Source organism: Niallia sp. XMNu-256 (assembly GCF_036670015.1).
Taxonomy (GTDB): Bacteria; Bacillota; Bacilli; order Bacillales; family Cytobacillaceae; genus Bacillus_BD.
The window spans coordinates 1,648,992-1,673,279 of the sequence record NZ_CP137636.1 but is presented as its reverse complement, the minus strand read 5'-3'; the positions used below and the strand labels follow the sequence as shown (position 1 = coordinate 1,673,279).

19 protein-coding genes and 4 pseudogenes are annotated in these 24,288 nt (G+C 35.9%); 5 read left to right on the top strand and 18 right to left on the bottom strand.

Features of this window, described 5'->3' with window-relative positions; genetic code table 11:
- Positions 1-945 precede the first annotated feature (945 nt).
- Positions 946-1,577 (top strand): annotated as a pseudogene (locus R4Z10_RS08560) (LysE family translocator).
- 160 nt (positions 1,578-1,737) lie between these two features.
- On the opposite strand, the gene R4Z10_RS08555 reads toward R4Z10_RS08560, so the two are convergent.
- Together R4Z10_RS08555 and R4Z10_RS08550 are read right to left on the bottom strand one after the other, a co-directional pair.
- Positions 1,738-2,889 (bottom strand): monovalent cation:proton antiporter-2 (CPA2) family protein, encoded by a 1,152-nt coding sequence (locus tag R4Z10_RS08555; protein ID WP_338472762.1) that lies wholly within the window; start codon positions 2,887-2,889, stop codon positions 1,738-1,740.
- 458 nt (positions 2,890-3,347) lie between these two features.
- Positions 3,348-4,175 carry an RNA ligase family protein gene (locus R4Z10_RS08550; protein WP_338472761.1) on the bottom strand — a complete coding sequence of 276 codons (828 nt, stop codon included), beginning with the start codon at positions 4,173-4,175 and terminating at the stop codon, positions 3,348-3,350.
- 224 nt (positions 4,176-4,399) lie between these two features.
- Here R4Z10_RS08550 and R4Z10_RS08545 point away from each other — a divergent pair, with 224 nt between their 5' ends.
- Positions 4,400-4,558 carry a hypothetical protein gene (locus R4Z10_RS08545; RefSeq protein ID WP_338472760.1) on the top strand — a complete coding sequence of 53 codons (159 nt, stop codon included), beginning with the start codon at positions 4,400-4,402 and terminating at the stop codon, positions 4,556-4,558.
- A gap of 271 nt (positions 4,559-4,829) precedes the next feature.
- Positions 4,830-4,964 (top strand): annotated as a pseudogene (locus R4Z10_RS08540) (IS110 family transposase); the annotation flags it as partial.
- Positions 4,965-5,405: 441 nt separating this feature from the next.
- Here R4Z10_RS08540 and R4Z10_RS08535 read toward each other — a convergent pair.
- Entirely contained in the window at positions 5,406-5,642 is a 237-nt protein-coding gene (locus R4Z10_RS08535) for a hypothetical protein (protein ID WP_338472759.1), read from the bottom strand.
- A 250-nt stretch (positions 5,643-5,892) separates the two neighbouring features.
- On the opposite strand from R4Z10_RS08535, the gene R4Z10_RS08530 reads away from it, so the two are divergent.
- Positions 5,893-6,948, top strand: a complete 1,056-nt coding sequence (locus R4Z10_RS08530) for a hypothetical protein (protein ID WP_338472758.1) — start codon at positions 5,893-5,895, stop codon at positions 6,946-6,948.
- 845 nt (positions 6,949-7,793) lie between these two features.
- Here the strand turns inward: R4Z10_RS08530 and R4Z10_RS08525 are convergent.
- The 13 genes and pseudogenes from R4Z10_RS08525 to R4Z10_RS08465 form a co-directional block, all read right to left on the bottom strand.
- A complete protein-coding gene (locus tag R4Z10_RS08525) occupies positions 7,794-8,447 on the bottom strand; it encodes a hypothetical protein (protein ID WP_338472757.1) in 654 nt (217 codons plus the stop codon).
- Positions 8,448-8,625: 178 nt separating this feature from the next.
- Positions 8,626-8,922 (bottom strand): hypothetical protein, encoded by a 297-nt coding sequence (locus tag R4Z10_RS08520; RefSeq protein WP_338472756.1) that lies wholly within the window; start codon positions 8,920-8,922, stop codon positions 8,626-8,628.
- A gap of 130 nt (positions 8,923-9,052) precedes the next feature.
- The gene (locus R4Z10_RS08515) at positions 9,053-9,424 is read right to left on the bottom strand and encodes a hypothetical protein (RefSeq protein WP_338472755.1); all 372 of its coding nucleotides are present in this window, start codon (positions 9,422-9,424) and stop codon (positions 9,053-9,055) included.
- Positions 9,425-9,718: 294 nt separating this feature from the next.
- On the bottom strand, positions 9,719-11,494 hold the full coding sequence (locus R4Z10_RS08510; protein WP_338472754.1) for a DUF262 domain-containing protein: 1,776 nt from the start codon (positions 11,492-11,494) through the stop codon (positions 9,719-9,721).
- A gap of 388 nt (positions 11,495-11,882) precedes the next feature.
- Entirely contained in the window at positions 11,883-13,076 is a 1,194-nt protein-coding gene (locus R4Z10_RS08505) for a caspase family protein (RefSeq protein ID WP_338472753.1), read from the bottom strand.
- Positions 13,077-13,346: 270 nt separating this feature from the next.
- Complete coding sequence (locus R4Z10_RS08500; RefSeq protein ID WP_338472752.1) at positions 13,347-13,811, bottom strand: hypothetical protein; 465 nt, start codon at positions 13,809-13,811, stop codon at positions 13,347-13,349.
- A gap of 132 nt (positions 13,812-13,943) precedes the next feature.
- Positions 13,944-14,951 (bottom strand): hypothetical protein, encoded by a 1,008-nt coding sequence (locus R4Z10_RS08495; RefSeq protein ID WP_338472751.1) that lies wholly within the window; start codon positions 14,949-14,951, stop codon positions 13,944-13,946.
- 166 nt (positions 14,952-15,117) lie between these two features.
- A complete protein-coding gene (locus R4Z10_RS08490) occupies positions 15,118-15,978 on the bottom strand; it encodes a hypothetical protein (RefSeq protein ID WP_338472750.1) in 861 nt (286 codons plus the stop codon).
- 286 nt (positions 15,979-16,264) lie between these two features.
- A complete protein-coding gene (locus R4Z10_RS08485) occupies positions 16,265-18,712 on the bottom strand; it encodes a lanthionine synthetase LanC family protein (RefSeq protein WP_338472749.1) in 2,448 nt (815 codons plus the stop codon).
- 13 nt (positions 18,713-18,725) lie between these two features.
- Entirely contained in the window at positions 18,726-19,910 is a 1,185-nt protein-coding gene (locus tag R4Z10_RS08480) for a hypothetical protein (RefSeq protein WP_338472748.1), read from the bottom strand.
- Between the two features lie 664 nt (positions 19,911-20,574).
- Positions 20,575-20,961 (bottom strand): annotated as a pseudogene (locus R4Z10_RS08475) (JAB domain-containing protein); the annotation flags it as partial.
- A 948-nt stretch (positions 20,962-21,909) separates the two neighbouring features.
- A complete protein-coding gene (locus R4Z10_RS08470; RefSeq protein ID WP_338472747.1) occupies positions 21,910-22,335 on the bottom strand; it encodes a DUF2512 family protein in 426 nt (141 codons plus the stop codon).
- Positions 22,336-22,901: 566 nt separating this feature from the next.
- A complete protein-coding gene (locus R4Z10_RS08465) occupies positions 22,902-23,159 on the bottom strand; it encodes a hypothetical protein (RefSeq protein ID WP_338472746.1) in 258 nt (85 codons plus the stop codon).
- A 335-nt stretch (positions 23,160-23,494) separates the two neighbouring features.
- Here R4Z10_RS08465 and R4Z10_RS08460 point away from each other — a divergent pair, with 335 nt between their 5' ends.
- Positions 23,495-23,662, top strand: coding sequence for a hypothetical protein (locus R4Z10_RS08460; protein ID WP_338472745.1), 168 nt, complete (start codon positions 23,495-23,497; stop codon positions 23,660-23,662).
- Between the two features lie 164 nt (positions 23,663-23,826).
- On the opposite strand, the pseudogene R4Z10_RS08455 reads toward R4Z10_RS08460, so the two are convergent.
- A pseudogene (locus R4Z10_RS08455) lies at positions 23,827-24,060 on the bottom strand (hypothetical protein); the annotation flags it as partial.
- Between the two features lie 31 nt (positions 24,061-24,091).
- Positions 24,092-24,259 carry a hypothetical protein gene (locus R4Z10_RS08450; protein ID WP_338472744.1) on the bottom strand — a complete coding sequence of 56 codons (168 nt, stop codon included), beginning with the start codon at positions 24,257-24,259 and terminating at the stop codon, positions 24,092-24,094.
- Between the last annotated feature and the right edge of the window lie 29 nt (positions 24,260-24,288).

The window sequence follows — 24,288 nt, the reverse complement described above, 5'->3', positions numbered from 1 at the left end:
TAGTTGTAAGCATACATCAAATTTATTTCGATTTGATTGTCCGCGAGAAAATCGTTTTTTAACATAAGGGGCACTTTTTGGTTCACAGCTTCAACTCCTAAGATTTTAACTTAATCGTACTATGGAAACGTTTTCACTATACGTTACATATATGATAGACCTGTTAAATATCTCCAGCCTTTCCGTTATACCTTTGCTTATTTGTTATCTCCCTCTGTTACTCGAATAAATGTTCCTCGCTTGGCTCAACTTTATTAAGGCTTTCTAGCCTTCGTTTCCCCGAGGTGCTAGAAATATATCGATCGTTTTATCGAAATTCAGTCCAATGGCTGCGTCCTTTATCCCCTGGCTACTATCAATCTATATATGGGAATATCGTCAGGAAAATGCGGATTACAATGATAAGGAAGAAAAATATACAGGATTTTATACAAGTCAAACGGTGCGAACTAATCCGGATGCCCTCCTAAATCTTGATCCAGCAACCATGTATAAAATTGAGTATATCAAAATCATTTTCAAAGGATTCAAAATCCTAGTTTAATAGGGTTTTGAATCGTTAATACTACGCAAAAACAAGCTTTTACGTAGTAATTTTGTATAAATATAAAAGACTGTCATAGCTGGCTAGACAGTCTATACAATTTTTTTAAGGGAAGCCATTTCAACCGTTGCACTAGAATTCTCCAACACTTTGACGCGTTCTCCTAATCCGACTTCTTCAAAATATTTCCTGACATTTTCATATGACATTGTTCTTCCTCCTTATATTTGACATACTCTTGTTTATGTAGTGGTAGCTTTTTTATTATTCTATTATAGCATTTGCGATTGTCATGCCTTATGATAAACTTCTGAGCAAAATTAGGTGATACCTTTGCAATTTATTTGGTGATTAGAGAGTTCAAATTAATAAACTTAGCTTAATAAAAAGGAGGGTATTGTATGGAGAATTTTTATCTATTTGTCCTTATGTCTATTTTTTTCGTTATTTTACCTGGTCCCGATATTGCAATCATTACAAAAAATACTATTACGTCTGGGAAAGTAGGGGGTCTTAAAACGGTTTTAGGTGTTTGTTGTGCCCTTCTTATCCATACTTCTGCTGCTATATTAGGACTTTCAGCCATCATTTTGAAATCTGCGTTATTGTTTTCTGTCATCAAATATGTGGGCGCTATTTACTTAATTTATCTGGGTGTTAAGACAATATGGGCTTTGAAGAAAAAGGAAGAAGCTGCAAGCGTTGAGATGAACACAAGAGGCAAGTTTGCAAGCTCATCTTGTTTTAAACAGGGATTCTTAACAAGTATCCTAAACCCCAAGGTTGCTCTTCTTTTCTTAACCTTTTTCCCTCAATTCGTTGCCCCTGAAAGTAAGACATTTTTGTCGTTTCTTATAATGGGTACCACCTATACAATTATGACTGCCATGTGGTCGATCGTTTATGTCTATTTAATTAATTATATTAGTGCTTTTATGAAGAAGCCTAAAACACAAAATATTATTGAAGGTATCACAGGAACAATACTGGTCGTTTTGGTATAAAACTATTTCTTGAAAAGGCTCATAATTAGATAATTTTTATGTATTAGGTAAGACCCTTGATTTCCCTAAATCGAAGGGTCTTAATTACGTAAAAGTCCCATTTACGTAGTAATGGTTGTATAAATATAAACAGCCTCATTTCTCCTTTGATACCAAGAAATGAGGCTGTTTGATTGCTATTGAACATAATTAATTGCTCTTCTTTAATTCCCCTTGTATTAAATACTTTAACATTGGAGGTGCAATCAAGGTTGTAACGATAATTACAATAATCACTGAAGTGAAATATTCTGGAAGCAATAAAGCTTCTTGCAGTCCAGTTGCTGCGATAATTAAGGCTACTTCTCCTCTTGATACCATCCCAGCTCCTATAATAAATGAGGAACGTGAAGAAAAGCCTGTAAACTTTGCTCCTAGCGCACCACCTAATAATTTCGAGAGAACAGCAAGGATCGATAAAGCAACAATAAACAGGATTTGATTTCCGATTCCATCAAAAGAAACATTTAATCCGATACTGACAAAAAATACTGGAACAAAAACAGCATAAGCAATAGGCTCTATTTTACTTTCAACTTTATGTTTAAACTCTGTCTGAGAGATAGCTAATCCTGCTGCGAAAGCTCCAATAATGCCTGCCATTCCTAACCAATCCGCAAAATAAACAAAAACGAAACAGATCACTAATGCTATGGAAACAACAGGTTCTGTTACTTTTAGTTTAGAAAGTGACTTCATTAAAAAAGGAACTAGGAATATTCCAGCTAAGAAAACACCAATAAAGAACAAGATTTTTTTACCAACTAGTAGTCCAATTGAAATGTCTTCACCTGTTCCAAGAAAGCTGATCATAACAGCTAATAACACCACTACTAGTACATCATCAACTACAGCTGCACCAAGTATCGTGCTTCCCTCTGGGGAATTTAGCTTCTTCATATCCTTTAACACTTGAACTGTAATACTGACCGAAGTTGCAGACAAAAGAACACCAATAAATAATGAGTAAGTAGTGCCTAGTCCGAACAACTCTCCTATACCAAATCCACCAATAAGTGGAAGGATAATTCCTAAAACAGCTACAGCAAATGCTGATTTCCAATTCTTTTTTAATTGTTCTAAATCTGTCTCTAATCCAGCTAAGAACATTAACAAAAGAACACCAATCTCAGAAAAATAATAAATAAATTCATTATGATTGACCCAACCTAGAACTGCCGGACCAAGTATGATACCAATGATAAGTTTACCTAATACAGACGGTTGTCCTAATCGGACAGATATGTCCCCTGCTATTTTTGTTAGAAAAAGAATTAAAACCAAATATAAAATAAACTCCATTACAACATTCCTTTACCATATCTTATTTGCCGGCACAAACAAGATTAAAACACAAAAACAACGATGTCAATATAGCTTTTAAACCCCTTATAACACTGTTTATTCACCTCGGAAAATCATTTTAATCCCTATATGTGACTATTGGGTTAAAATTCGAAATACGGCAAATGAAAAGCTATAATTAGGTTTTGTTTTAAGTTATAAAAATTCAATTTTTTTAAATTTACAATATATTTTATTACCCAATATAAAAAATCAACCAATATTACGTAAAAGTCCGATTTTACGTAGTAATTGTTTATTTTTGCTCTTTACTGTTGTAAATCCGCATTATCCTAACTCTAACTCTATATTATATAAAAAAATAGTCACCCAGATTTCTCTGACTGATCATAAGCTAATCCCGATCTTTACTAAAGATAATCAAATAAAAAAGCCTATCCGCATAAATGATAGAATTAAGAAATATATTCAACGAAAGAGGGAATTCTCAACAACCCGGCTTTAGTATAGTTCCTAAATTTAACCCGACACTTAATTTTCGGAGCTAGAAAGATAAACTTCTTATCTTCCTCTACAATGTAATCTCGATATTGCTCGTAAAATTCTTCCCTAGCATCCGGCCCCATAAACTCCATAACACCGCCGGGCCTCAATTTCCCGTGCTCTTCGACTGCTAGTAGCAGACCGAATTTGTCTTTTCTTAATCCGGTGACAAGAACATCCGCATATTGATAGTTAATCACCTTCAACCAATCCTGTGAACGAGTTCCAGGTTTATATATGGAATCAGCCTTCTTAAGAACAATTCCCTCAAGACTGTTTTTCTGTAAGAGATCAAAATACGCTTCTCCATTTCCGTATAGCCATTGAACCTTTACAACAGTTTCCGTAACTTGGAGAACCAAATCGAGTATTTTTTTTCTCTCGACTAACGACAGTCGTATCTTTTCCCCTTCATAGTAGACAATATCAAACACGCAATATTGAATGTTATGTTCGGACCTGCTAGATTGAAACCTCTCCATCATCGCCTCAAAGTCGGGTTTTCCTTGTAAATCCGTTACGATAATCTCACCATCCAGGACAGTTCCATCAGGGATATCTAGCTGTAACAATTCCGGGAATTTAGAAGTAACCTCGTTATGATGTCGTGTGTATAGCCTAATGGTTCCGTTAAACTTAGACAGGATGAGTCTAATTCCATCCAACTTTAATTCTGTTATATATTCATCATCCGTAAATGGACGATCTGATTTTTGTAAAAGCATTGGTGAGACAAACATGCATACCACCTCAAGTTAATTCTAAATCACAAAATAACTCGAAGTATTAGTATTTTATTGCCATTTTAGCAAGCGAGGATAAAAAGTTATTGTATTTTTTGTTTTCTCGCCTCTGGTTTTATTCAAGTATCCTTAACTATTCATTACCAAGAAGGTTTATTTTGTTAGGTTTAAATAAAGGATTCATGTGGATTCTAAAAATAGTCATAGGGAGGTGATTACTTATGCCAAAAGGTAACATTCAATTTTTACCCCTTATTGCTTCTATTGGAATTGGTACTGCCGTCTATAGTATGATGACTGGTCGTGGTGGCCAACTTGAAAAAATGATTCCCTTGGCTGGGATGATGAGTCAATCAAATGGCAAACAACGTTTCAAATAACTACAAATAGTTAAAGTCTTCTCTAATCGAGAAGACTTTAACTATGTATGCCGATAAAACAAAAGAGTTTATTAAATTCAATAAATTCTAAGGTTCCCTCTTGTTCACCTTCCTTACCTTTAAATTTTTATAGGATTTCCCATAAACCATAGTAGTTTGAATCTATCGCAATCTATACCCATTCTCTTTTGGATAAGTACCTAAACTTTTTTCTGTACATATTTCTAAGAACTCGTTATCAATTACCCCCGCAACTAATTCTTCACCGTGACTAAGAGAGTTTTATGATAAGAAACGAGAAGAAGGAAAACCCTTCAGAGTCGCAGTCATTGCATGTGTTAATAAGCCCTTACATTGGATTTACGCCTTACTAAAAAACAGAACTACTTTCCAAGATATAGCTTAAAAACTATATCCAACTAAATACAACAAAACCTTCCAATTACAATATAGAGGAAGGTTATTTATCATGAGTATTTTTAGTATATCACGAGATTATCAATCTATTTATTGAAAAATGTTGACAAACTATTAGCTGGTTTAGTTAAACCTCTCAAGATACCCTTCTAATTTTGGCTTTGCCAGCTATCTGTGGTTTATTTTCCCTTTCTGTTTGATATCTTACTTATAGCTATGATGTTTATAATGCCTATCAGGATTATAGTTACTGTGTAGTTTTTATCTTCTATTCCTATTGCTTCTAGTCCGCCTTTTATAAATAGAAAACAAACTATGTTAACAATTAGATAAACTATATAAAATAACCAACCTAACAAACAGCCACTTGGACTATCAGTGTTTAAAAATGTATTTTTGAATTTATTTTTGAAAGTTGGAAAATTGTTACCTAAATCTCTTGTAGCACTTGTAAAGCTTCTTCATATGAATTAAAGGGACCGGTTCTGCCGTTGTATAGAAATATTTCTTCTTTTTCGTTTATGTAAATGTAAAACTTACTTTGGATTTCTACAATTTTAAATACATAGGTACAGTCCGAATTAGGGAATTTTACTTTACTTTTAAACCAAATTTTATCGTAATGAACTGTTTCATATGATTTATTTCTTCCAGTATTTTTACTCATAATATTAACCGTCCTTTGATTCTTCTATTTTTACTATAAGGTATTCGAGTAATTTGTACTATTATATAAAATAAATAACATAAAGATAGTTTGATGCTCTAAACCCTTGATAGTACAGATTTCAAAGCTATTTTTTAGTCCTTTTTTCCGTCCCTTTTTGATTAATTTGTAAATTACTATTGATATAAATCTTTTAGAAAAAGTCTACTACAATTAAAATTAAAATCATAAAACGAAAGGGGTTTAAAATATGGGAGTGATAGCAAGGATTCCACTAGGGGATTTTGAATTTATTTGTTCAGAAGGAGATTATAATTTTCAAGATGTACTTAATGATTTTCCTAACGCTAATGAAATCTTTATCACTACTTACAGCATTACATATAAAGACGAACTTCTTAAACATATAAAGAACGCTAAAGCAAAAGTAACTCTAATTACAAGTGTACCTAATGTTTTTAAGGAAGAACATCGCTCTAAATTATCTAATGAAGAAATTAAAAAAGCACAAAGAAATATTCAAAAATATATGGAGCTTTTTAAAAAAGATAAAGACAATATTGCTCATTATATTAATCTTAATGCTCATCTAAAAATTGTTATGACTGAAAATATAGCTTATATCGGTTCAGGAAATTTCTATGGTAAAGAAAGTATTGAAGCAGGAGTTCTTATAAAGAACCCTGAATATGTAGCGAAAATCTTTAATGAATTAATTCCATTACTAACTAATCATGAGAAGTCAATTGCTATTGATAGTAGGATGATTATGATTGGGGAATATTTTATTAATTTATATACGGACCTAGAGAATACCATTGAATCTATAAAGAAGTTATATGAAGACTTATTTTCTCGTCATACTGAATTGATAGTTCAAGGAGAAGTAAAAGGAGAAGATTATATACAGGCATTTAAGGATGACTTCGAGCTTGATGCTTTGTTTTTAATACATTGCATAGAACATTTAGACGATTTACTTAAAAATCTGTATGATGATGAACATCAAGAAGTGACAGATGTAGATGATTTAGTTTCTTACCTTATACGGTTTGGTTTTGAACCTAAATTCGATGGTGAATATGATGGTTACAACCCCTTTTATGAGAGTCAAAGCATAATTCGAAATATCTTTCAGTTGTTCAAAACTCCTTCTGTTCCTTATTTTGAAATATTCAAAAAGGATACATACAGTTATTTTAGTAGCTTGTTCGAACTACTTGATATGAGGATGAAAGATATAGTAGAGGTAAAGAACTTTCTATTAAAACATATTAATGGACAAAAAGAATTGGAGAATAAATAACGTAGATAACGCTAGGTGTGATTAGCGTGTTATTCCTTATATATAACGAAATAACATAAAAATAAATAAAAAATTGGTTCATGCTTATTTAACGGACGAGAATCGAATCTAAGGCATTTTTATTTGTTTAGGATGAAATCATACAAATCACCACACGCCTGAAGAATGAAAAAGGAACAGGAGGAAAAGCAAGTATTTAATGAAAAACTTGATAAAAACATTCAGGAAAACTTCTGAAAAAACGGCTTCATCTATGAAAGAAATCATGGAAGAGCTAAAAAAATTACGAGAAGAAAATGCGTTCCTTACAGAAAAAAATGAAATTATGTTCAAAATTATCCAGGATGATAAAGAAGCACAATAGAAAAAGGGATTTATAGACCGTTTATTGGATCGCTAATAAAGGAAAACAGGGGAAGATTGATAAAACAATCTTCTCTTTTTAGTGAGATTTAAAAGTGTAATTTGACCAACCTGGACTTTTCTGAATATTTGTGATATAATAATTACAATTAAACAGCTCATATACTGAGCACTTACAAGTGTAACTGCAGCCCCATCTATACCAGTAGCACTAGGCTTACTCCTGTTAGCAATTGTATTAAGAATTATCAGCTTAAAAATAATGACGGGAGAGATGTCCATGAAAAAATTACCTAGTCTTCTAAAACCAAAATTCCTTATATCCGTGTTAACAGAAACAACTTGGACTGGTCTTGCTGGTATCGCTGTAAGTGCTGAGTATATGAGCGAATAAGATAGATAAAAAACGACCTTCATTTGACGGTCGTTTTTTATCTATGTAGTTAATCCCTGTTGACAATAAAGTAAACATATAAAATAGCTTATTTTTTCTTCTTTTCATCGTATCTAACTAAAATAGCAACTAAAATCACAGAAAGCCCAGCTATTGATACAAAATCCATTAATTTGAGCATATCCCATGCATTTAACAGAGCCTCTACGCTGTTACTATTTAAAAAACCAAATGTAATTATTGCAGCTGCAAAAGCTAATAGATAACTTGTCATTGTCTTAAGTGGAGCCAAAGTTGATTTGTGCGTTTCAATCATCGCTTTTTCTTCTTCAAGAAGAGCTTCTAGCGTCTGCTCAGATACAGCAGAGTCAAGGAGTTGATTACAATATTTGATTTTTACTTCATAAGGAAGAAAGGTTGAATCCATAATCTCCTTAATTAAATCAAAAATAATTAACCTAAGGCTGTCCATATCCTCTTGTTTTACACCAAATTTTTTGGCTGTAGATATATGTAGAGCCCAAAAAATATACATATCAGGCAGATTATCCTCTGTTACACATAATTTAAAAGTGTCAAAAACTTCTTTATTCGCTAGCTGAACAGACTGCATATACTGTCTTTTATTTCTAAAAGATTCCCAGCATTTAGTTACTACATATACGAAAAGCCCTGTTATGATACTGACTATCCAAGAATTGGTAAAAAATGCTACTATTGCTGTCCACACTTTAGCCCCCATGGCTTATCCTCCTATGATTACGAAAACTTCTAGATTCATAGTTTTTAATAATCAAACTATACCATATACTCACTTTTCCTTTTACTAATCTCCTTTAATATCAACAAATACTTCCTTCGGACAACATGAAGAACCTCTATGTATATGAAAAGCAGCCAATAAAAAAAGACTGATTTTATCAGTCTTTTTTTGCTTTCCATATATAACTAATGCTTTTTTGAACCCCTCGATAAACATAATCCAATCTTAGAATTTGTTCAGGACTACTTTCGTCATAGAATTCAAAATCAAAACTGTAAGTTCCTGAAGCAAGAATTTCATCTGCAATGCCCTGTAATTCTTCATGTTCCCATATACGAGCACGTAATTCATCAACATGATGTATTCCATTTAATAACATTATCCCTAATCGCTTTAAGTTATACCATTCTACGAGTTTATTTTCCTCTGATACACGTGCTCCAACATAAGGCATATTCCATTCTCCTATTCTATTTTTTAATTATAATTACTATTTCATTGAGTTTGAAGTCCCACTTTAACTTTAGAAAATGGTATTGAGGAAGTAAAAGCAGTAGTAATGTTTACCACTGCTTTTTTGGTTACTAAGAAATCATCTTTTTGTAATTACTTGGAAAAAGACTGTCTATTTGATTAGCCCATCCATCTAGATGAATAAATCGTTGCTTGTACAAGTTGTCAGAAATAATTTCTGCTTTAGTCATCTGAGAAAGGGTTTCCCAATTTCCTTCAAAAACATAAGTTGCATTTCCGTATTCAGCCGTTTCGAAGATATATAGATTTAATTTAGTAAATCCGAAAATAATATATCCTCGATATCCATTCGTTCCGATAGCGTGAAAGTCAGGCTTATACTTTGAAACCGTTTCTAATCTTTCCGTGATAATCGTTTTCTTACCCTTTGATGCTTTTTCCAAAAGTGGAGTGAGTTTTGGTTTAAAATGTTCCCACGGCATACTTCCAACAGGGAGAATATCCCAATCCAATCTCTTAACTTTCGGTATTTCATAGCTTTGCAGATTTTCTTGCAGAATTTCTGCACTTTTGAAAATATACCTTTATAAACAAATTAATCTTTTTCATAAAAAATTCCCTACTGCATAAAGAGTAGGGAACAATATGGTTTTTTTGTTATACGGTGATCCAATGCTCGTTTGGTAACCCAATTATATGTTCCGATTCCCATTTGTCAACAACGTACAGATTTATACATGAGTTGAGACATAGATGAACAGTAGGCTAAATTTATATTACCTAAACCTAGAATAAACCAGAGCTACATCAGACCCATTAATTTTTTTGCATCTTCCTCCATCCCTAATATACATCTCCTCACCATACCAACACGGTTCATCCCCACATGCAATTTCCAGCATCAATACAGTTTTCCCTTTATAATTAATTGGGGTCATTGTTGATGTGATATCAGCCTTAATCTTATCAGGGAGTGCAGAATCATTTATTTTTGTTGTAATGAATGCTATATATTGGTCTAAACTTACACCTTTTAATACAGCCTCTCTCTCAAGACCTACAACACCGTAATCCCCAACTCTTGGAGCAGTGATTCCATCTAAATCTTCTACTCGTATTGTATGGGCTTCACGATCAGTTACACCTATAAAGAGCCATCCTTTTTTTCCTTTTCCGAGATTAGCCATTGCAGTAATATTGTGAATAATTTTTTCAAAACTATTCTCATCAAATAACCTGCTTTTATCATCAAGTGTGTAAAAACCCTGTTTAAAATCATAATAAGGTGGCTCAACCTTTGATAACCGTAGATAATTCTCGAAATCAATTGCTAATAATCCTAAACTTCTAAGTGATTTTGATGATTGTTTGAAGTAATTTTGTATAAGTCCAATGGTCAAATTAATATTTGAAATTCTGTTAGAAATAGAAATACTTTTGGCTGACTTTAACCTAGAGGCAAGTCCCTTTAAACTTTCTAAAATACTTTCAATATTAAATGGCTCCTTATTTTCAACAACCACTAACTGATACATTGCCATAAAAAGTGTGTAAAAAGGTTCTTTTACAGCATTACTACCAGCATTAGGGTTTAAAATATTTTTCAAATAATTTCTTTCTGAAAACCCAAAAGAAATTAAATTATGTATTTTATCCAACACTAATTTAATATCGTTTTTTAAATTTTCTCTACCATAAGTTGCTATGGCTGATTCTATCTCCAATTTCTTTTTATCATTTTGATAATAATTATCAAAGTTTTCCTTACTTGCAGAAAATGGCTCTTTTAAAGCAACAGATAATATAATGTCAGCAATTAGTTGCTCATCCTCACTGTCCCTTACATGAGAAACCCTTAGAATCCCTTGATTACACCAGAATGTTTCATCAGCTGTTACCCCATACCCTAATGCAATATTTTTAGAATCAATACTAATCTCTGGCATCTCGGTTAATGATAATACTTCTTTAGATACATCCCCACGAATTTCAGAACTTAATTCCCTAACCAAATCAGAAAACACAGTAGTTGTACCTGCTTGTCTAACCTCTTGAGGAGATAAATGCTTACCATTGGAATTAATCCGTCCAAATACCTCTATAACTTCTTTTTCTGAACCTTGGAATGTCGATATAGGAAGTTGATACTCTAAAAATGCAGCACATTTTTTTTGATCAAGAAATTTAATTCCTTCTCCTTCAACAGGAGTAAATACTCCATCCTTTGCCAGCGTGTTAGCTGTGGGATGCTGAGTAACATCAAAATAAAAGCCATTAACAGTGAATTCATTTTCAATAAAACTAAATAAGGCGTTTAATCTTTGCATACCATCTATTATTTCGAATGTAGTTTGTCCTTCAAAATTAATACCTTTCTCTGCAAGTAAGATTAACGGAATAGGGTATTGTTGTAGGACGCTATCAATTAGTGCTTCTTTTTCAGCACGGGTCCAAACAAGTTTCCTCTGATATTTCCTATTGACTAATAAACACTTGTTCCGATAAAGCTGATATAAATTCATTACACTCATTCCACGTGGTGTAATATTCATAAGAATAAATCCCCTCTCTATACTGCAATATCTATATTTTATAAGTTAAATTTTACATTATATTTTTTCCAAATTAAACACTATTTGTATAATATTGCCTGTTCGTCATTTTTAAATAATATTTTTCACATTTATATATAGTTTTTTTGCAATTAAAAAAAGATAATTATCAAAAATTAGTAATGTACTTTGTATCCCAATGCTTTTACAATTACAATATTAGACAAAAAACGACAAACTAATTGTTTCATTTTATTTGGAGAGGATTCGATACTAAAAAAATGCCACCCTTCCTAATTATAGGCTAGAAAGAATAGCATTTTTGCTTACTTAAAATTAAGCTGTATAAAATCTCTTGGGCACGAGGAGTGTAGCGGCTTCAACCGCCTTAGTCGCCATTGTTATTGGTGTAATTAATACTGCTGCACTTACTTAAAAATAGAAGTCCACGCTTATTAATAGGCTTACCCTCTTTAATCTTCTCAATGAATATTTCTTTTAGCAAAGTAACATGGTCAGAAGAAAACGATATTTTGTCTTGTCCCTTTTCTTCGAAAAAGTATACAAGGTCGTCCCAAAGATCATTTTCTGCAACAGCTTTCATTGCTAAAACAAACCGATAAATGGATATAGTACATAATTTAGGGTTGGGGTTAAGGACGGAGCGAATCTGGCTTTGTTCCTCTTGAGGATTTTGTTCCTCTTCAGGATGTTGTTCCTCTTCAGGATGTTGTTCCTCTTGAGGATTCAAATTAATTACAAATGGTTTTTGATTATCAAAAGTCGAATTTCCTTTTCCAATATCTAGAAGGTTTGGAGTTTGTTTAGGAGGCATTAACTTTTCAATTTGTTTTAGAAATTTTTTATAGTTCCCTACAAATTCTCCATTTTTCCATACTGATAATAAAGTTGCAGTGAACAATCCGTTATAAGATCCATCTGCGGCAAGTTGATTGTCTTGACAACCCGATATTAATTTAACAGAGCATTTAATTTCACTTGTATTTTTTTCAATAAGCAGACTCTTTTTTTCAGTATAAAATTTTCTATTCTTTTCGAACGTTCTATTAATTATACCGATTGGCATAAATCTATATGATATATTATTAAACGGATCAATATTCGAGTAATCACTTAAACCGTAATAATGAGCTCTAGTTATTGTTCCACTATGACAAGAATCTGATAAAACTATAACTCGTACATCTTCCTTAAAAAGATGCCAAAGTGAGTATAATTCATCGTCTGTTAATTGCCCATCATATAAACACCAAGTTTCATCTAAACCATCGGATTCATCATTATCTTGATCAGGAATCTGTCCACCGTGTCCAGAATAAGTAAGAAAAAAAATATCACCGCTTTCTAAAGAAGATGCGGCGTTCGTTATTTCTTTAACCACATTATCTATTGTTGCATTGCTTGTTAAGAGCTTAGAAATATTTTCATAATTTAATGATTTTGCAATTAATTCCATAGATTCTGCGTCTGCTTCACAGGCTCCTAATTCACCACTCCATCCTGAATAATGTTGTGGATCAACTGAATTTAATCCAATATGTAATGAGCATCCTTTAGGCACTTTTAGTTAAACCTCCTAATTGTTTCAAAATCTTTAAATATTTTAGGCGTTTTTTAGTAAAGATATGTACAAATGAAATATATAAAGGGGGGTGCTTGTCACCAAAGAAAAAAATAAGAAAAACATAAAACTAGAAACATTTTTTAGATGTATTACAACATGGTAAAAGGCTAGAAGAAATATTTTATCATCTAAGTCGACCAAAAATCGTTAGACCTTCACCGCGGTTAGTACCCAGTTATTGTTGTAATCAACCACAGCTACACTTACTTAAAAATAGAAGTCCACGCTTATTAATGGCTTACCCTCTTTAATCTTTTCAATGAATATTTCTTTTAGCAAAGTAACATGGTTAGAAGAAAACGATATTTTGTCTTGTCCCTTTTCTTCGAAATAGTATACAAGGTCGTCCCAAAGATCGTTTTCCGCAATTGCTTTCATGGCTAATACAAACTGATAAATCGATATTGTACTTATATTATTCTCTATACTATTCTGAAAATTTATATATCCCATCTCATCTTCAGTCGATAAATTAATTAATTCATCTACAATGTGTGTTTTGATAATTTGTCTATAAAATACATCGGTAGTAATTTCTCTCCATTTGAAGCTGTCGCGGATTGTTTGCTCATATTTGCCGTTACTTAATTCCTGGTGAGCCACAATCATATTGTTCAATACTTTCCAATAATATAAATCATTAGGAGAGGTTTTACTCCAAGCTTTTGCCATTAGTTGACCGAAATAGTCGCGTGCCTTAAGTAATGCATCTTTGAACTCTCCTTCCTTTCCATGATAACACTGTTCAAACTCCCTTTGAATATCTCGTACTTCCTCGGGTTTATTAACATGATAGGAACGCTTTCACAATTCTTCAGAGATAAGGCCTTTTTCAATTAGATTATGTTGAAAAACTTCCACCAACACATCAAAAGCTCCGCCAGTAAATGGCTCAGAGAGTTGATGCTCCTCTCTTACCCACTTTCCTCGACGCTCATCGAATATCGGCTTAATATCAGATAATTTTTTATCATTGAAAGCAATACGAATTGTACGAGTCTTATCTAATTCACCCACTCGCGATAACTCATGAACAGAAAACAGATTTCCTTTTGTATTTTTAAGGAGATGATCAACTATTGAATTAAAGTGCAAGGAAGCGACAATAGCCACTATATCCCCAAATGCTTCATGATGTCCTTGATACTCCTCGGTTTCTTTGGCTTCTGAGTCTGGCTGTTTAATAACAGCGTTTTTGATTATATGACCAATTTCATGGGCAAGAACATCAAAGTTCTCACAATAAGGGTTACTATAGTCTAAAGTCTTACAATTAAAAGACTTTCTTTCCCTTTCTACACATGGAAAACCAAATTCAATAAACCCTGGTCCCGAATGTGCATTATCCCATTCTACCCGAGGAATTAGCTCTAGTTTAGGAAAACTGAAAGGCCACTTAATGCGATGTCCGAAATAATCTTCCCAAATATCTAAGGTACGTCTAACCATGGCAAACATAGTCATAGAGGAAAACGCACGCTCATCGGGTTTAATATGATCAAAATGTCCTTGGGCATTGGGTTGTACAGGCGGGAAACGGGAACCTACATAACCAGGACCTTCACCTTTAAAACTATAGGGTTTCTTATTTTTTGCATCGACTACATACATTCTATCATCCTCTGGTCCAGCTTTAATTGAACCCGGTGGTACGTTTAAATAAACTACTTCAGGTTGTGCAAACCCTTCTATCTTTTTATTTTGTGGATAAATGAGAAACCAAGTCCCTCTTTCCCTTGCTCCATAATCTAAAAATTCCGATATTTTATATCCCCTTATAGATTGAATTATAATGAGAGTTGTGAGATCCAACTATCCACAGTCTCTGACAATTGATTTTATAAGCATGTCAAAAAATGAATTTTATACCCATTCGATTAAAACATTGGAATAAAAAACTAAAACCCAAACGCAGGGTCTTAGATTTTTTGGATTATTAAATGGTGTGTTAGATTAACCCACCTCTGTGTCTTTCACCTTAAGCCTTGTCTTCTTTTCGAAGAGCCGACTCCTGTGCCTCTACTTTGGCCAACGCGTTCTTCAACTCTGCCTTCATTGAGGCAAGTAAATCTGGTGATGCATTTCGCGCCTGTTCGTCACCCACTGTTCGTGGGCATGTGCTTGTACATGTGAATCCGCATGTTCTATCATCACAATCGTTACGGGATGCTACGTTTGTCGCCAAGTCCACCGTCCTAAACATGTCTCTTTGTGCATGGGTCGACTCCTGTGCCTCCACTTTGGCTAACGCGTTCTTCAACTCTGCCTTCATTGCGGCAAGTAAATCCGGTGATGCATTTCCCGCCACCTGTTCAGCACCTGTTCTTGAGCATGTCGATTGACAAGTATATGTGCATTCTCCTTCAGCACCAATGTTATTAGGGGATGCTACGTTTGTCGCCAAGTCCACCGCCCTAAACATGTCTCTTTGTGAATGAGCCGACTCCTGTGCCTCTACTTTGGCCAACGCGTTCTTCAACTCTGCCTTCATTGCGGCAAGTAAATCTGGTGATGCATTTCGCGCCTGTTCGTCACCCACTGTTCGTGGGCATGTACTTGTACATGTGAATCCGCATGTTCTATCATCACAATCGTTACGGGATGCTACGTTTGTCGCCAAGTCCACCGTCCTAAACATGTCTCTTTGTGGATGGGCCGACTCCTGTGCCTCCACTTTGGCTAACGCGTTCTTCAACTCTGCCTTCATTGCGGCAAGTAAATCCGGTGATGCATATCCCGCCACCTGTTCAGCACCTGTTCTTGAGCATGTCGATCCACAAGTATATGTGCATTCTCCTTCAGCACCAATGTTATTAGGGGATGCTACGTTTGTCGCCAAGTCCACCGCCCTAAACATGTCTCTTTGTGAATGGGCCGACTCCTGTGCCTCCACTTTGGCTAACGCGTTTAGTAACTCAAGTTTCATCCTAGTAAGTTTAAGCTGTGACTGGATGTCAGACATTTTACCAGCAACCTTTCTGTATTGATATGGCAGTAGAATATTGATTCCCTATTCGATTATACTATTTGAAAAGATATGAGATATTATGCTTCACAACCAAACAATATAAAAATGGTCAATTCTGAATGGTTGTTTCCTTCAAGGTAATAAGCCAATCACAATATTAAAACATCTCTTTTTCAAACAGTGGGAGGCAGGAGGCTTCAGGTTTGGCCAAATCAGAAAGTAATACAGCTACTCCAACCTCTCCCTTGTAGAGACTGTTCGATATGTTTATCGGATTTGACTTAATATTGACTGACGCCCGCTTAGCAAATTCTTGTGCACGGTACAACCAATTGGTATCCCCTGCGTGTTTGTACAGATGCAACATTCCATAAGCTTGCCCTGCCAGCCCACAGCACAGGTTACCTGAGAATATAGGCTCTTCCCAAACGTTCCATGCTGTTTTTTCGGCGAGAACCAAGAATTTTTCATCCTTCAGTATTTGATGAGCTAGAGTCCAGAGGAAGACCATACCCGCACTTCCATTGCACCAGCCTGGTAAATAATCAGGTTGCTTGTACTTGGAATACTCTCTTCGCCAACCGATTCCATTTCCTTTTATATCGCCTAGTTCAGCCAGTTGGTACAGACGATTGACAATGTGGGACGGAATCGGGAGGCTTGAAGATTCACACCATCGCATGGCCGCATACAGCAATCCGCCCCAGCCATGGGCAATGCCAAGAAGGGGAAGCCCCCGGCATTCTTGAATTGTTGGTAACAGGTTGAGTTGATTCCAAATGCTTGTCATCAACTCATTCCCTAGTGCAAGCAACGAATTCTTGTCCGCCAATTCGTTGTCAGTGATGGAATCAAGCAAAATGGAACATGCAAGAAGTACACTCGACTTGCCAAGTGTAAGGTCTAAGTTGTCACAAGGTAGTACACTCGACTTGTCAATTTTAAAGTCTAAGTTTTCACATGATGCATTTGTTGCAGCCATAAATTTTTCAATCGCCGAATGTTGTTCGAAGAAATCCCCCCGTGCACGGCTAATCAAGGCTTGCACTAGATAAACTCCGCTTGCCGTGTGGTACGGAGAGATACGCCCTACAGTTTCCGCGGTCAGCTCTAGCTGCACATTGGTAAAGGCCCGCTCAGCTTTGGCTTCGGTTTGCGCAACGGCTTTGCTCAACCAAACATCCGCAACCGAAAGTAATTCAGCATCCTTACGATTCATAGCTATTCGATACAACCCATATGCAATGCCTGCCATTCCATAGTTAACAGAGCATGTAGGAGCCGTTGGATAATCTTCCGACAGCAAAGGGCTTGACAAATGACCCATTCTTTCCAACACATCGTCCAACAAGCGCTGGGCATTGCTCAAGTCGACAGGTTCTGCCGTTTCTTCAGGTTGCATCCGCGTAATTACCGGCTCCGTTGTAATTTTGCTGAAGCATTTCAAAAATTCGGAAACAGACGGAAAGCGTTGGGCTGGTGTCTTGCTTAAAGCTTTTCTGAGCACATTTTCTACCTCGGGCCATTCGATACCATGATTGGAGAAAGGCAGCGGGTCATCCTTTGCTATTTGTCTGAACAATTCATTTTTGTCATAAGATAAGTCCAGGTAATAAGAATCTGTCAAGATGTAATACAGCAGTGCAGCCAACGAATACTGATCTGACAAATAGTTTGCACGGGGAGGCAACTGTCGGGTCAAATAGGATTCTACAAATTCTGGTTCAAAATAAAAAGCAAACCCTGCTCGATGTGCTTCCGTTAGATCGGAATCGTTCCTATCCATTAACGAAATGCCAAAATCAATGATTTTGACGTTTGTATTATCATCTACCAAGATGTTCTTGTCGTGAATATCTCCATGAATGATACCTTTCTTGTGAAGGTAAGCGTATGCCACAAGGATGTTTCGACACAAGCGAAAGCGTGTTTTACAATCTTTCCCTTCACGTAGATTCCGCAAATTTTGAACAAATACGGCCAGAGTAGCACCGTCGAACCATTCAAGTACGAGATAGTCTGCATTTTGGAAAGTTCCAGAATCCAACAATTTCGGGACATGCTGACCATCCAAGTGTTTCAAGATAGCAGCCTCCCGTACCAAGAGGTTTTTCATTTCCTCGTTGCGTTCGGGACGGGCGATCTTCAGGGCGGCCAAATGACCGTTTACATCCTTGACTTGGTAGAGCTCCGTGTCTTCCGTATAGCTAATACATTGTACCACTTCATATTCCGCGATGTGGACACCCGGTTTAAAGGAAGAAGTGATGGTTTTGGATTTTTCAGAGTTTTTCGGTACCAGTATATCCGCATGAATAAAACGCTGGAGCATTGGAAATCCGTTTTCCAATGTCTGTTCCGGGTCCATTTTTTTTGCCTTGCTAAAGCCGATAATCGCTTGAACAATGGTCTTGGCAGTTTTGAACTCGCGAATCAAGTCCGCAAATTCTGCGTCGATGATTCTGGATCTATGACGTGACGACACGCGAGAGATTACATAGTCAGTTTCCTCATACTCCACCTGTTTCAGGATATGCTTGGGCATATCTCTTACAGGGATTAAAACCACATCTTCTGGAAGAATGAAAGCATCTTGATTGGACATCGGTTAATCCTCCTTACAATTTTTGCCAGATTTTTTTATTCGGTGCCCATGTGTCGGTGTCTACCCCCTCCAGATCGAGGCGTTGCAACGCGAATCGCCACGGTTCAATCCGGCTATAGGATGTGGCTTTGGCCACATGCAGGGCAGTAGCTAAACGGGAACTCACCCAGATGCGCCAGCTGGAAGTATCCTGCCAGCCGGACCGGTGCGTGTAGTGCGGAGGGTCCATTCCCCAAGAGAGCAGACCATCTTTTGTAAATTCGGCTGTAAATGGTGTTCCTTGTGCCGGGCAACCCTGCAGTGTTTGTTGGAGACGGCGGGCCGTTTCCTCACATTCTTCAAAAGTGGTAAAGTACGCAACCATCTTATCAGGACGCAACAGGCCAACAGCATCCTTTCCAACTTTGAAATGCCGTACCTGTAGATCGGTAAAAACGGCTGTACATTCTTGAAATGCCGCACACATAACCTCAGGCTCGGGTCTGGGGCTGATATAAAGTTTATAATTAAAAGCGGACCGGTCTATTCGGCCTGACTGCTTCAAACTCCAGCTCAACCATCCTCCATTGATTCCGTCCGAGATTTTTGTCCAATTTGTGTCCAACATTTTTTTAAAGTTGGGACCTGATTGGGCAACCAACCGCTCAAAGACCGCATCAGTTGTCGGATATATTCGCATCCACTCGGAGGATAATGGAATTCGGTTGTAGGAATATAGGCGTGCTGTTAGTTGATTCACATCATCAATCTCTAGGAACTGTGCATACTGGAGCGCATGCCTTGAGAGTTGTTGGATCCTGCTATCCACAGTCTCTGATAATTGATTTTCACCATAGAGCAACTCATAAGCATTCACGCCGCATACGAAAGACTCACCGATCAGAACCTCCAGGATACCATCCAATACAAACTTGGCAATCAACTGATTGCATTGTTCATGAAGCGTTTCTTTGACAAAGTTGGGCAGGTGATTAGGCTGTTGGAGTATGTTCAATAATTTTGCGGTCTCTTTGCTAATGGACTTGGGAGTTAGTCCGGATGAGCGTGGTTTGAGTATTCCGTAGTGACTAGGGTCACTGGTGAGGAACTCGAGATTCTTTCTCTCTTCCGGCGGCAAAGTTTCAAGCGATACCAACTCATAGTCAGGATTCGCTCGGAAGATCGACCTTTCCAAATTTGTAAAGGCATTATTATGCATCACTGCCCCTCCTCTTTATCTAACTCAATACAATCACAATCTGCAGGTATAATGTCGCCAAAAAAAAGGATTTTATACCCATTCGATTAAAATATTGGAATAAAAAACTAAAACCCAAACGCAGGGTCTTAGTTTTTTGAAATCATGAAATGGTTAGGTACTATAAAGCTAAATACTGGCCTTTTGTTTAACCAAGTTAAAAGTCCTTTCATTTTGAATACAAATTATACGATGAGGCTGAAAAATTAATTAGGGAAGAAGCGGAAAAAAACAACTGAAGATTTGTTTTCTATTGTTAGTGATACATCAATAGATGAATTGTTATCAGAGTACAAAAGGAAAATTGAAACACCTTGATATTAGAGTAGAAGGTTTATAGTAAAATAGTCCCAAATAAGACTAAAAAGTATAACCCCATTATAATGATATAGGGGAAAGTTTAGTAGCTTCCTGATGGAATTATACCCTTTTGGACATACCAGGGGGTTTTTGTTCTCTTATTAGCTTAGGTTTCTTCATCCTGTTTTGTTATTGTAAGAAACTTCTTTATTTCTTCTTTCCTCCAATAATTCCGCTCATTCGCTTCATTACCCTCATTAATGATTTCGTTTTGCTGTCTTGGTATTGGGCTACAAAAGGGAACAAGGATTAACCACAGCGCAGAGTGATCCAATACATCAATCACTAGGATCTTTCCGCATTCTACTAATCTTTTAGTTACATCTATATCTTCTCTGCTTGGATATGTATCCCCGCTTGGATGCTGATGGCTCAAAATAATGGATGCAGAGTTATTTAAGATGGCAGACTTAAACACTTCTCTTGGAATAACTAAGCTTACATTTAATCCTCCAACATGGCAACGGTGAACAGCTACTACTCTATTTTTGGTATTTAGGCACATCACGAAAAATACCTCTCTGTCCTCATCGCCAATAAACTCTGCCGCAATCTTCGCTGCATCCTCCGGTGAACGAATGATAAACTTCTCGTCCCCTTCTACCTCTTTGATTACCTGTTTGATTCTTAAAATTTCATAAATGGTTTTCATCTGTTCCTCTCTCCTTTCTTTGTTCAGGAGAGACTGAACAATTCGCGCAAACAGTGAGAAGGGTTCGCTCACGAAGAAGCGAACTTGCAAGAGAGGGGTAGACAAAGCCCTTGCTTTTCGGGCTTTGTCGTTAGAAATCGAGTGAAGCCCAATGACTTAGTTAGAGTAAGCTTGCGTTTTTGCAAGCTTACTCTAACTAAGCCTACTTGGCTTTGCCGATTTCTTTCCCCGAGCACCGCCCTTCTCATTGTCATAAGCGAACTTGTTACAATGAGAAGAACGAGATCATCCACCATACCCCGGCGGCTAAAAACAGACCGTAAGGGATGTAGACGCTTAATGGCAAAGGGCTCGATGCCCTGAAGCCATTATAATAAAGCAAATAATTCTAAACCTGCTAAAAGCAAGTTTAGAATTAGAAGCGAACTGTATTAAGGCGAAGCTCGAATAGAGTCGGGTTTATGGGGTTCAATGCCCCTATAAATCCGTCTTTTTCGCCTTTGATCTTAAAGGTTTTCGGCTCGTTCGGTATGACGGCTTGCCGTAAATGGAACAGGAACCTACGGAATGTAGGCGCCAGCCGTACAGACCGTGGTTATCGGGCCATTTAATACCGAAGCGACACGTACAGAATGACAGAAAGCGTCCTTTGCTTTCTGATCAATCTGTAGTGCTGCCGCCCAAATATTCCTTTTAACGGAAAATGTAACAAATGTTTTTTAACAACAATAATACAAGATCCATTGTGACTGCTGTCAAAACGCTTGAATTCATGTTACCCCCCGATGACATCAACAGTTATCTTAACTGGACAAGGATACGTCCTCATAGATTATAAAAAAGGTAATTACCTCCGGACGAAGTAATTACCTTTTTAAATATTAAATTTTAAAATAAAGAACTTAAACATATAGGAAACACAACCAAGGAAGTCCTCTCTTTTCAAGATCAGTTATTATGGCCAACAGCGCTTGTGTTATGGGAATGCTTCTCATTAAATACGTGTTTGTCGAGATATTTATGGAAAAACCATTCACCGGCTGCAATAATAACTGCTGAAATAATTGACGCCATTAAAACATTACTATCATCCGCAAAAAGATTTACTCCCATAAACCAGATTACCAAAAGGGCTAGGGCGGCGTCTGAAATGGTAGCAATGATATTTCTTTTACGATGGTCTGCCTTACGTTCACGATCATCACCGCCTTTACGGAAAATAAACAAATCACCGATGATATAAGCCAAAATTGTGAGAACGGCACTAATTAGAAGCGTGTTTTCAATTTCACCAGAATAAATCCCCGTAAGAACAATACCTAATACAACTGCAATCATTACAAATTTAATTAAGATGGCTTTTACATGATCCAAGGTAAATTCCTCCTTTGTATTTTATTCTGTTATCTTATACCCCGAAGAAAAAACAATAAACTTCTTTATTACTATTCTCTTAAAAAGCCTCCTTTTATATCAGGCCCTTGTCCTTAAACACCGCCCATACAATGTCATCCATTTAGATCAGATTTGTTACCGGTGCTTTTATTCAAATGCAAAAAAGACAGCCGGATTAAATTGCTACCTTTCCTAAGATTCCCTATTATCTAAAATCATACATTTTAAAAATAAGATAACCTCTTTGTTTTCAAAGTTTTTAAAAGTCTAAAATGTAAAATGAAATTGAATCAAAATCTCCTAATTTTCATTTTTCTTTTTCAGGCTTAATGGCAAGAAATGTAGTAACAGCAGCGATAACGCTTAACCTTTGAAACACCTTTTGTTAAGTTATATGTGATCTTTAACCCTCTGTTGACAATTAGGAATATATTGTTACGATATCAGGTGTCTAAATACAAATCCCTGTTCGATATATCGGAATTATAAAATACAAAGAAGAAAACTCCTGAAATGTTTAATTTAAGGAGTTTTTATGGTTCTTGCTATTTTTGACTATGTTTCTCATAAACAATAGGGACTAACTTCATTTTCATATCCTTAGCCGTTATATATCGTGTGTATCCGTCCGTAAGAATCTTGGTATCTCTATTAATCATAATAGGCTCATCTAAATAGCCTGTCCGTTTAACATGATTCCACACTTTCTGTGTTTTTTCATCACTAGGATGCGAATTTAAAAAATCTTCCGTAACCACAATAAGATCGAGTAAAATAAAGTCCTCCGTTCCATCTGGTTTCATTTTTACTTACACCCCTTCTTGATGTTTAACTATACTCCTAATTTTAGGAGTATGATAATACATGAAAAAAATTACTTCTTATTATACTATTTTTACTTTAATTTATTTCAAAGAAATTAGTTTTACTATCACACTTTCCATCAATTGATAATTTACCTCAATCGTTGTTTTTGGGTTGGAAGCACTAAGAATATTGGGGTCGCAAGGAAAAATTTCTATTTATAGGGGGAAGGACAGCCAAATTATATTCAAATTTTAAAATATTTTTATCTAATTTTATTTTAAGGGTTTGAATTTATTGATTTTACACACTCTATATGCAGGAGGTGATAAAGGTGGAAAATCAAAATAATCGTCAACAAAATAATAATCAACAGGACAACAATCAAGGTGGATTTATGAATCAGGTCGGCCAAACCATTGAGAATATGGTAGACACATTAACAGGCGACGATCAGAATAATGGACAACAAAATAAACGTAACAATAACAACAATGGCTAATATATAAAATTCCTATCGTTTAAAAGTTTTCACATAGCTCTACCCAATTAAAAGGCGCATTCCCATTTAAAATGCGCCTGGAAAAGTTCTTAAAAAATCAGTGACTTCCTTAGTTATCTAATAGCTTAACTTAATCAATAGATTCTTTATCGAAACGGAAAATATTAGTATAATCTAATTAACCTAGCTTCCTTTTTAAAACATGGCAATGCATCTATTGCATCCGCCAGATCACTTAAGAACCCTTTAAATACTTGCTCGTAGTAGCAATATTACTGTGACCAGCTAATCTGCCCTCGATCATTGTCTGGATCCCACGAACCGTAAACTTGGGAGAGCGTTGGCTATAAAAAAACATATGGAAATTCTTCAACATGTGGCTTCCGTTTAGCCATTTCACACGGAACTCCAGCCAATATTAAGGAGAGCTTACCTCCACCATAGTCTTGTCCTATCGAGAGGAATGATCTCTTTTCCATTAATTTGTTTATGTATTAAGGGACTTTTGAATGGATCATAACTTTCATTATTTATATCATCATATCGTGCACGTACATCAAAGCCTAGGATACTTCGAATCTTATTGTGATATGTCATATAATCCATCTCCTAAAAATTTATTATTG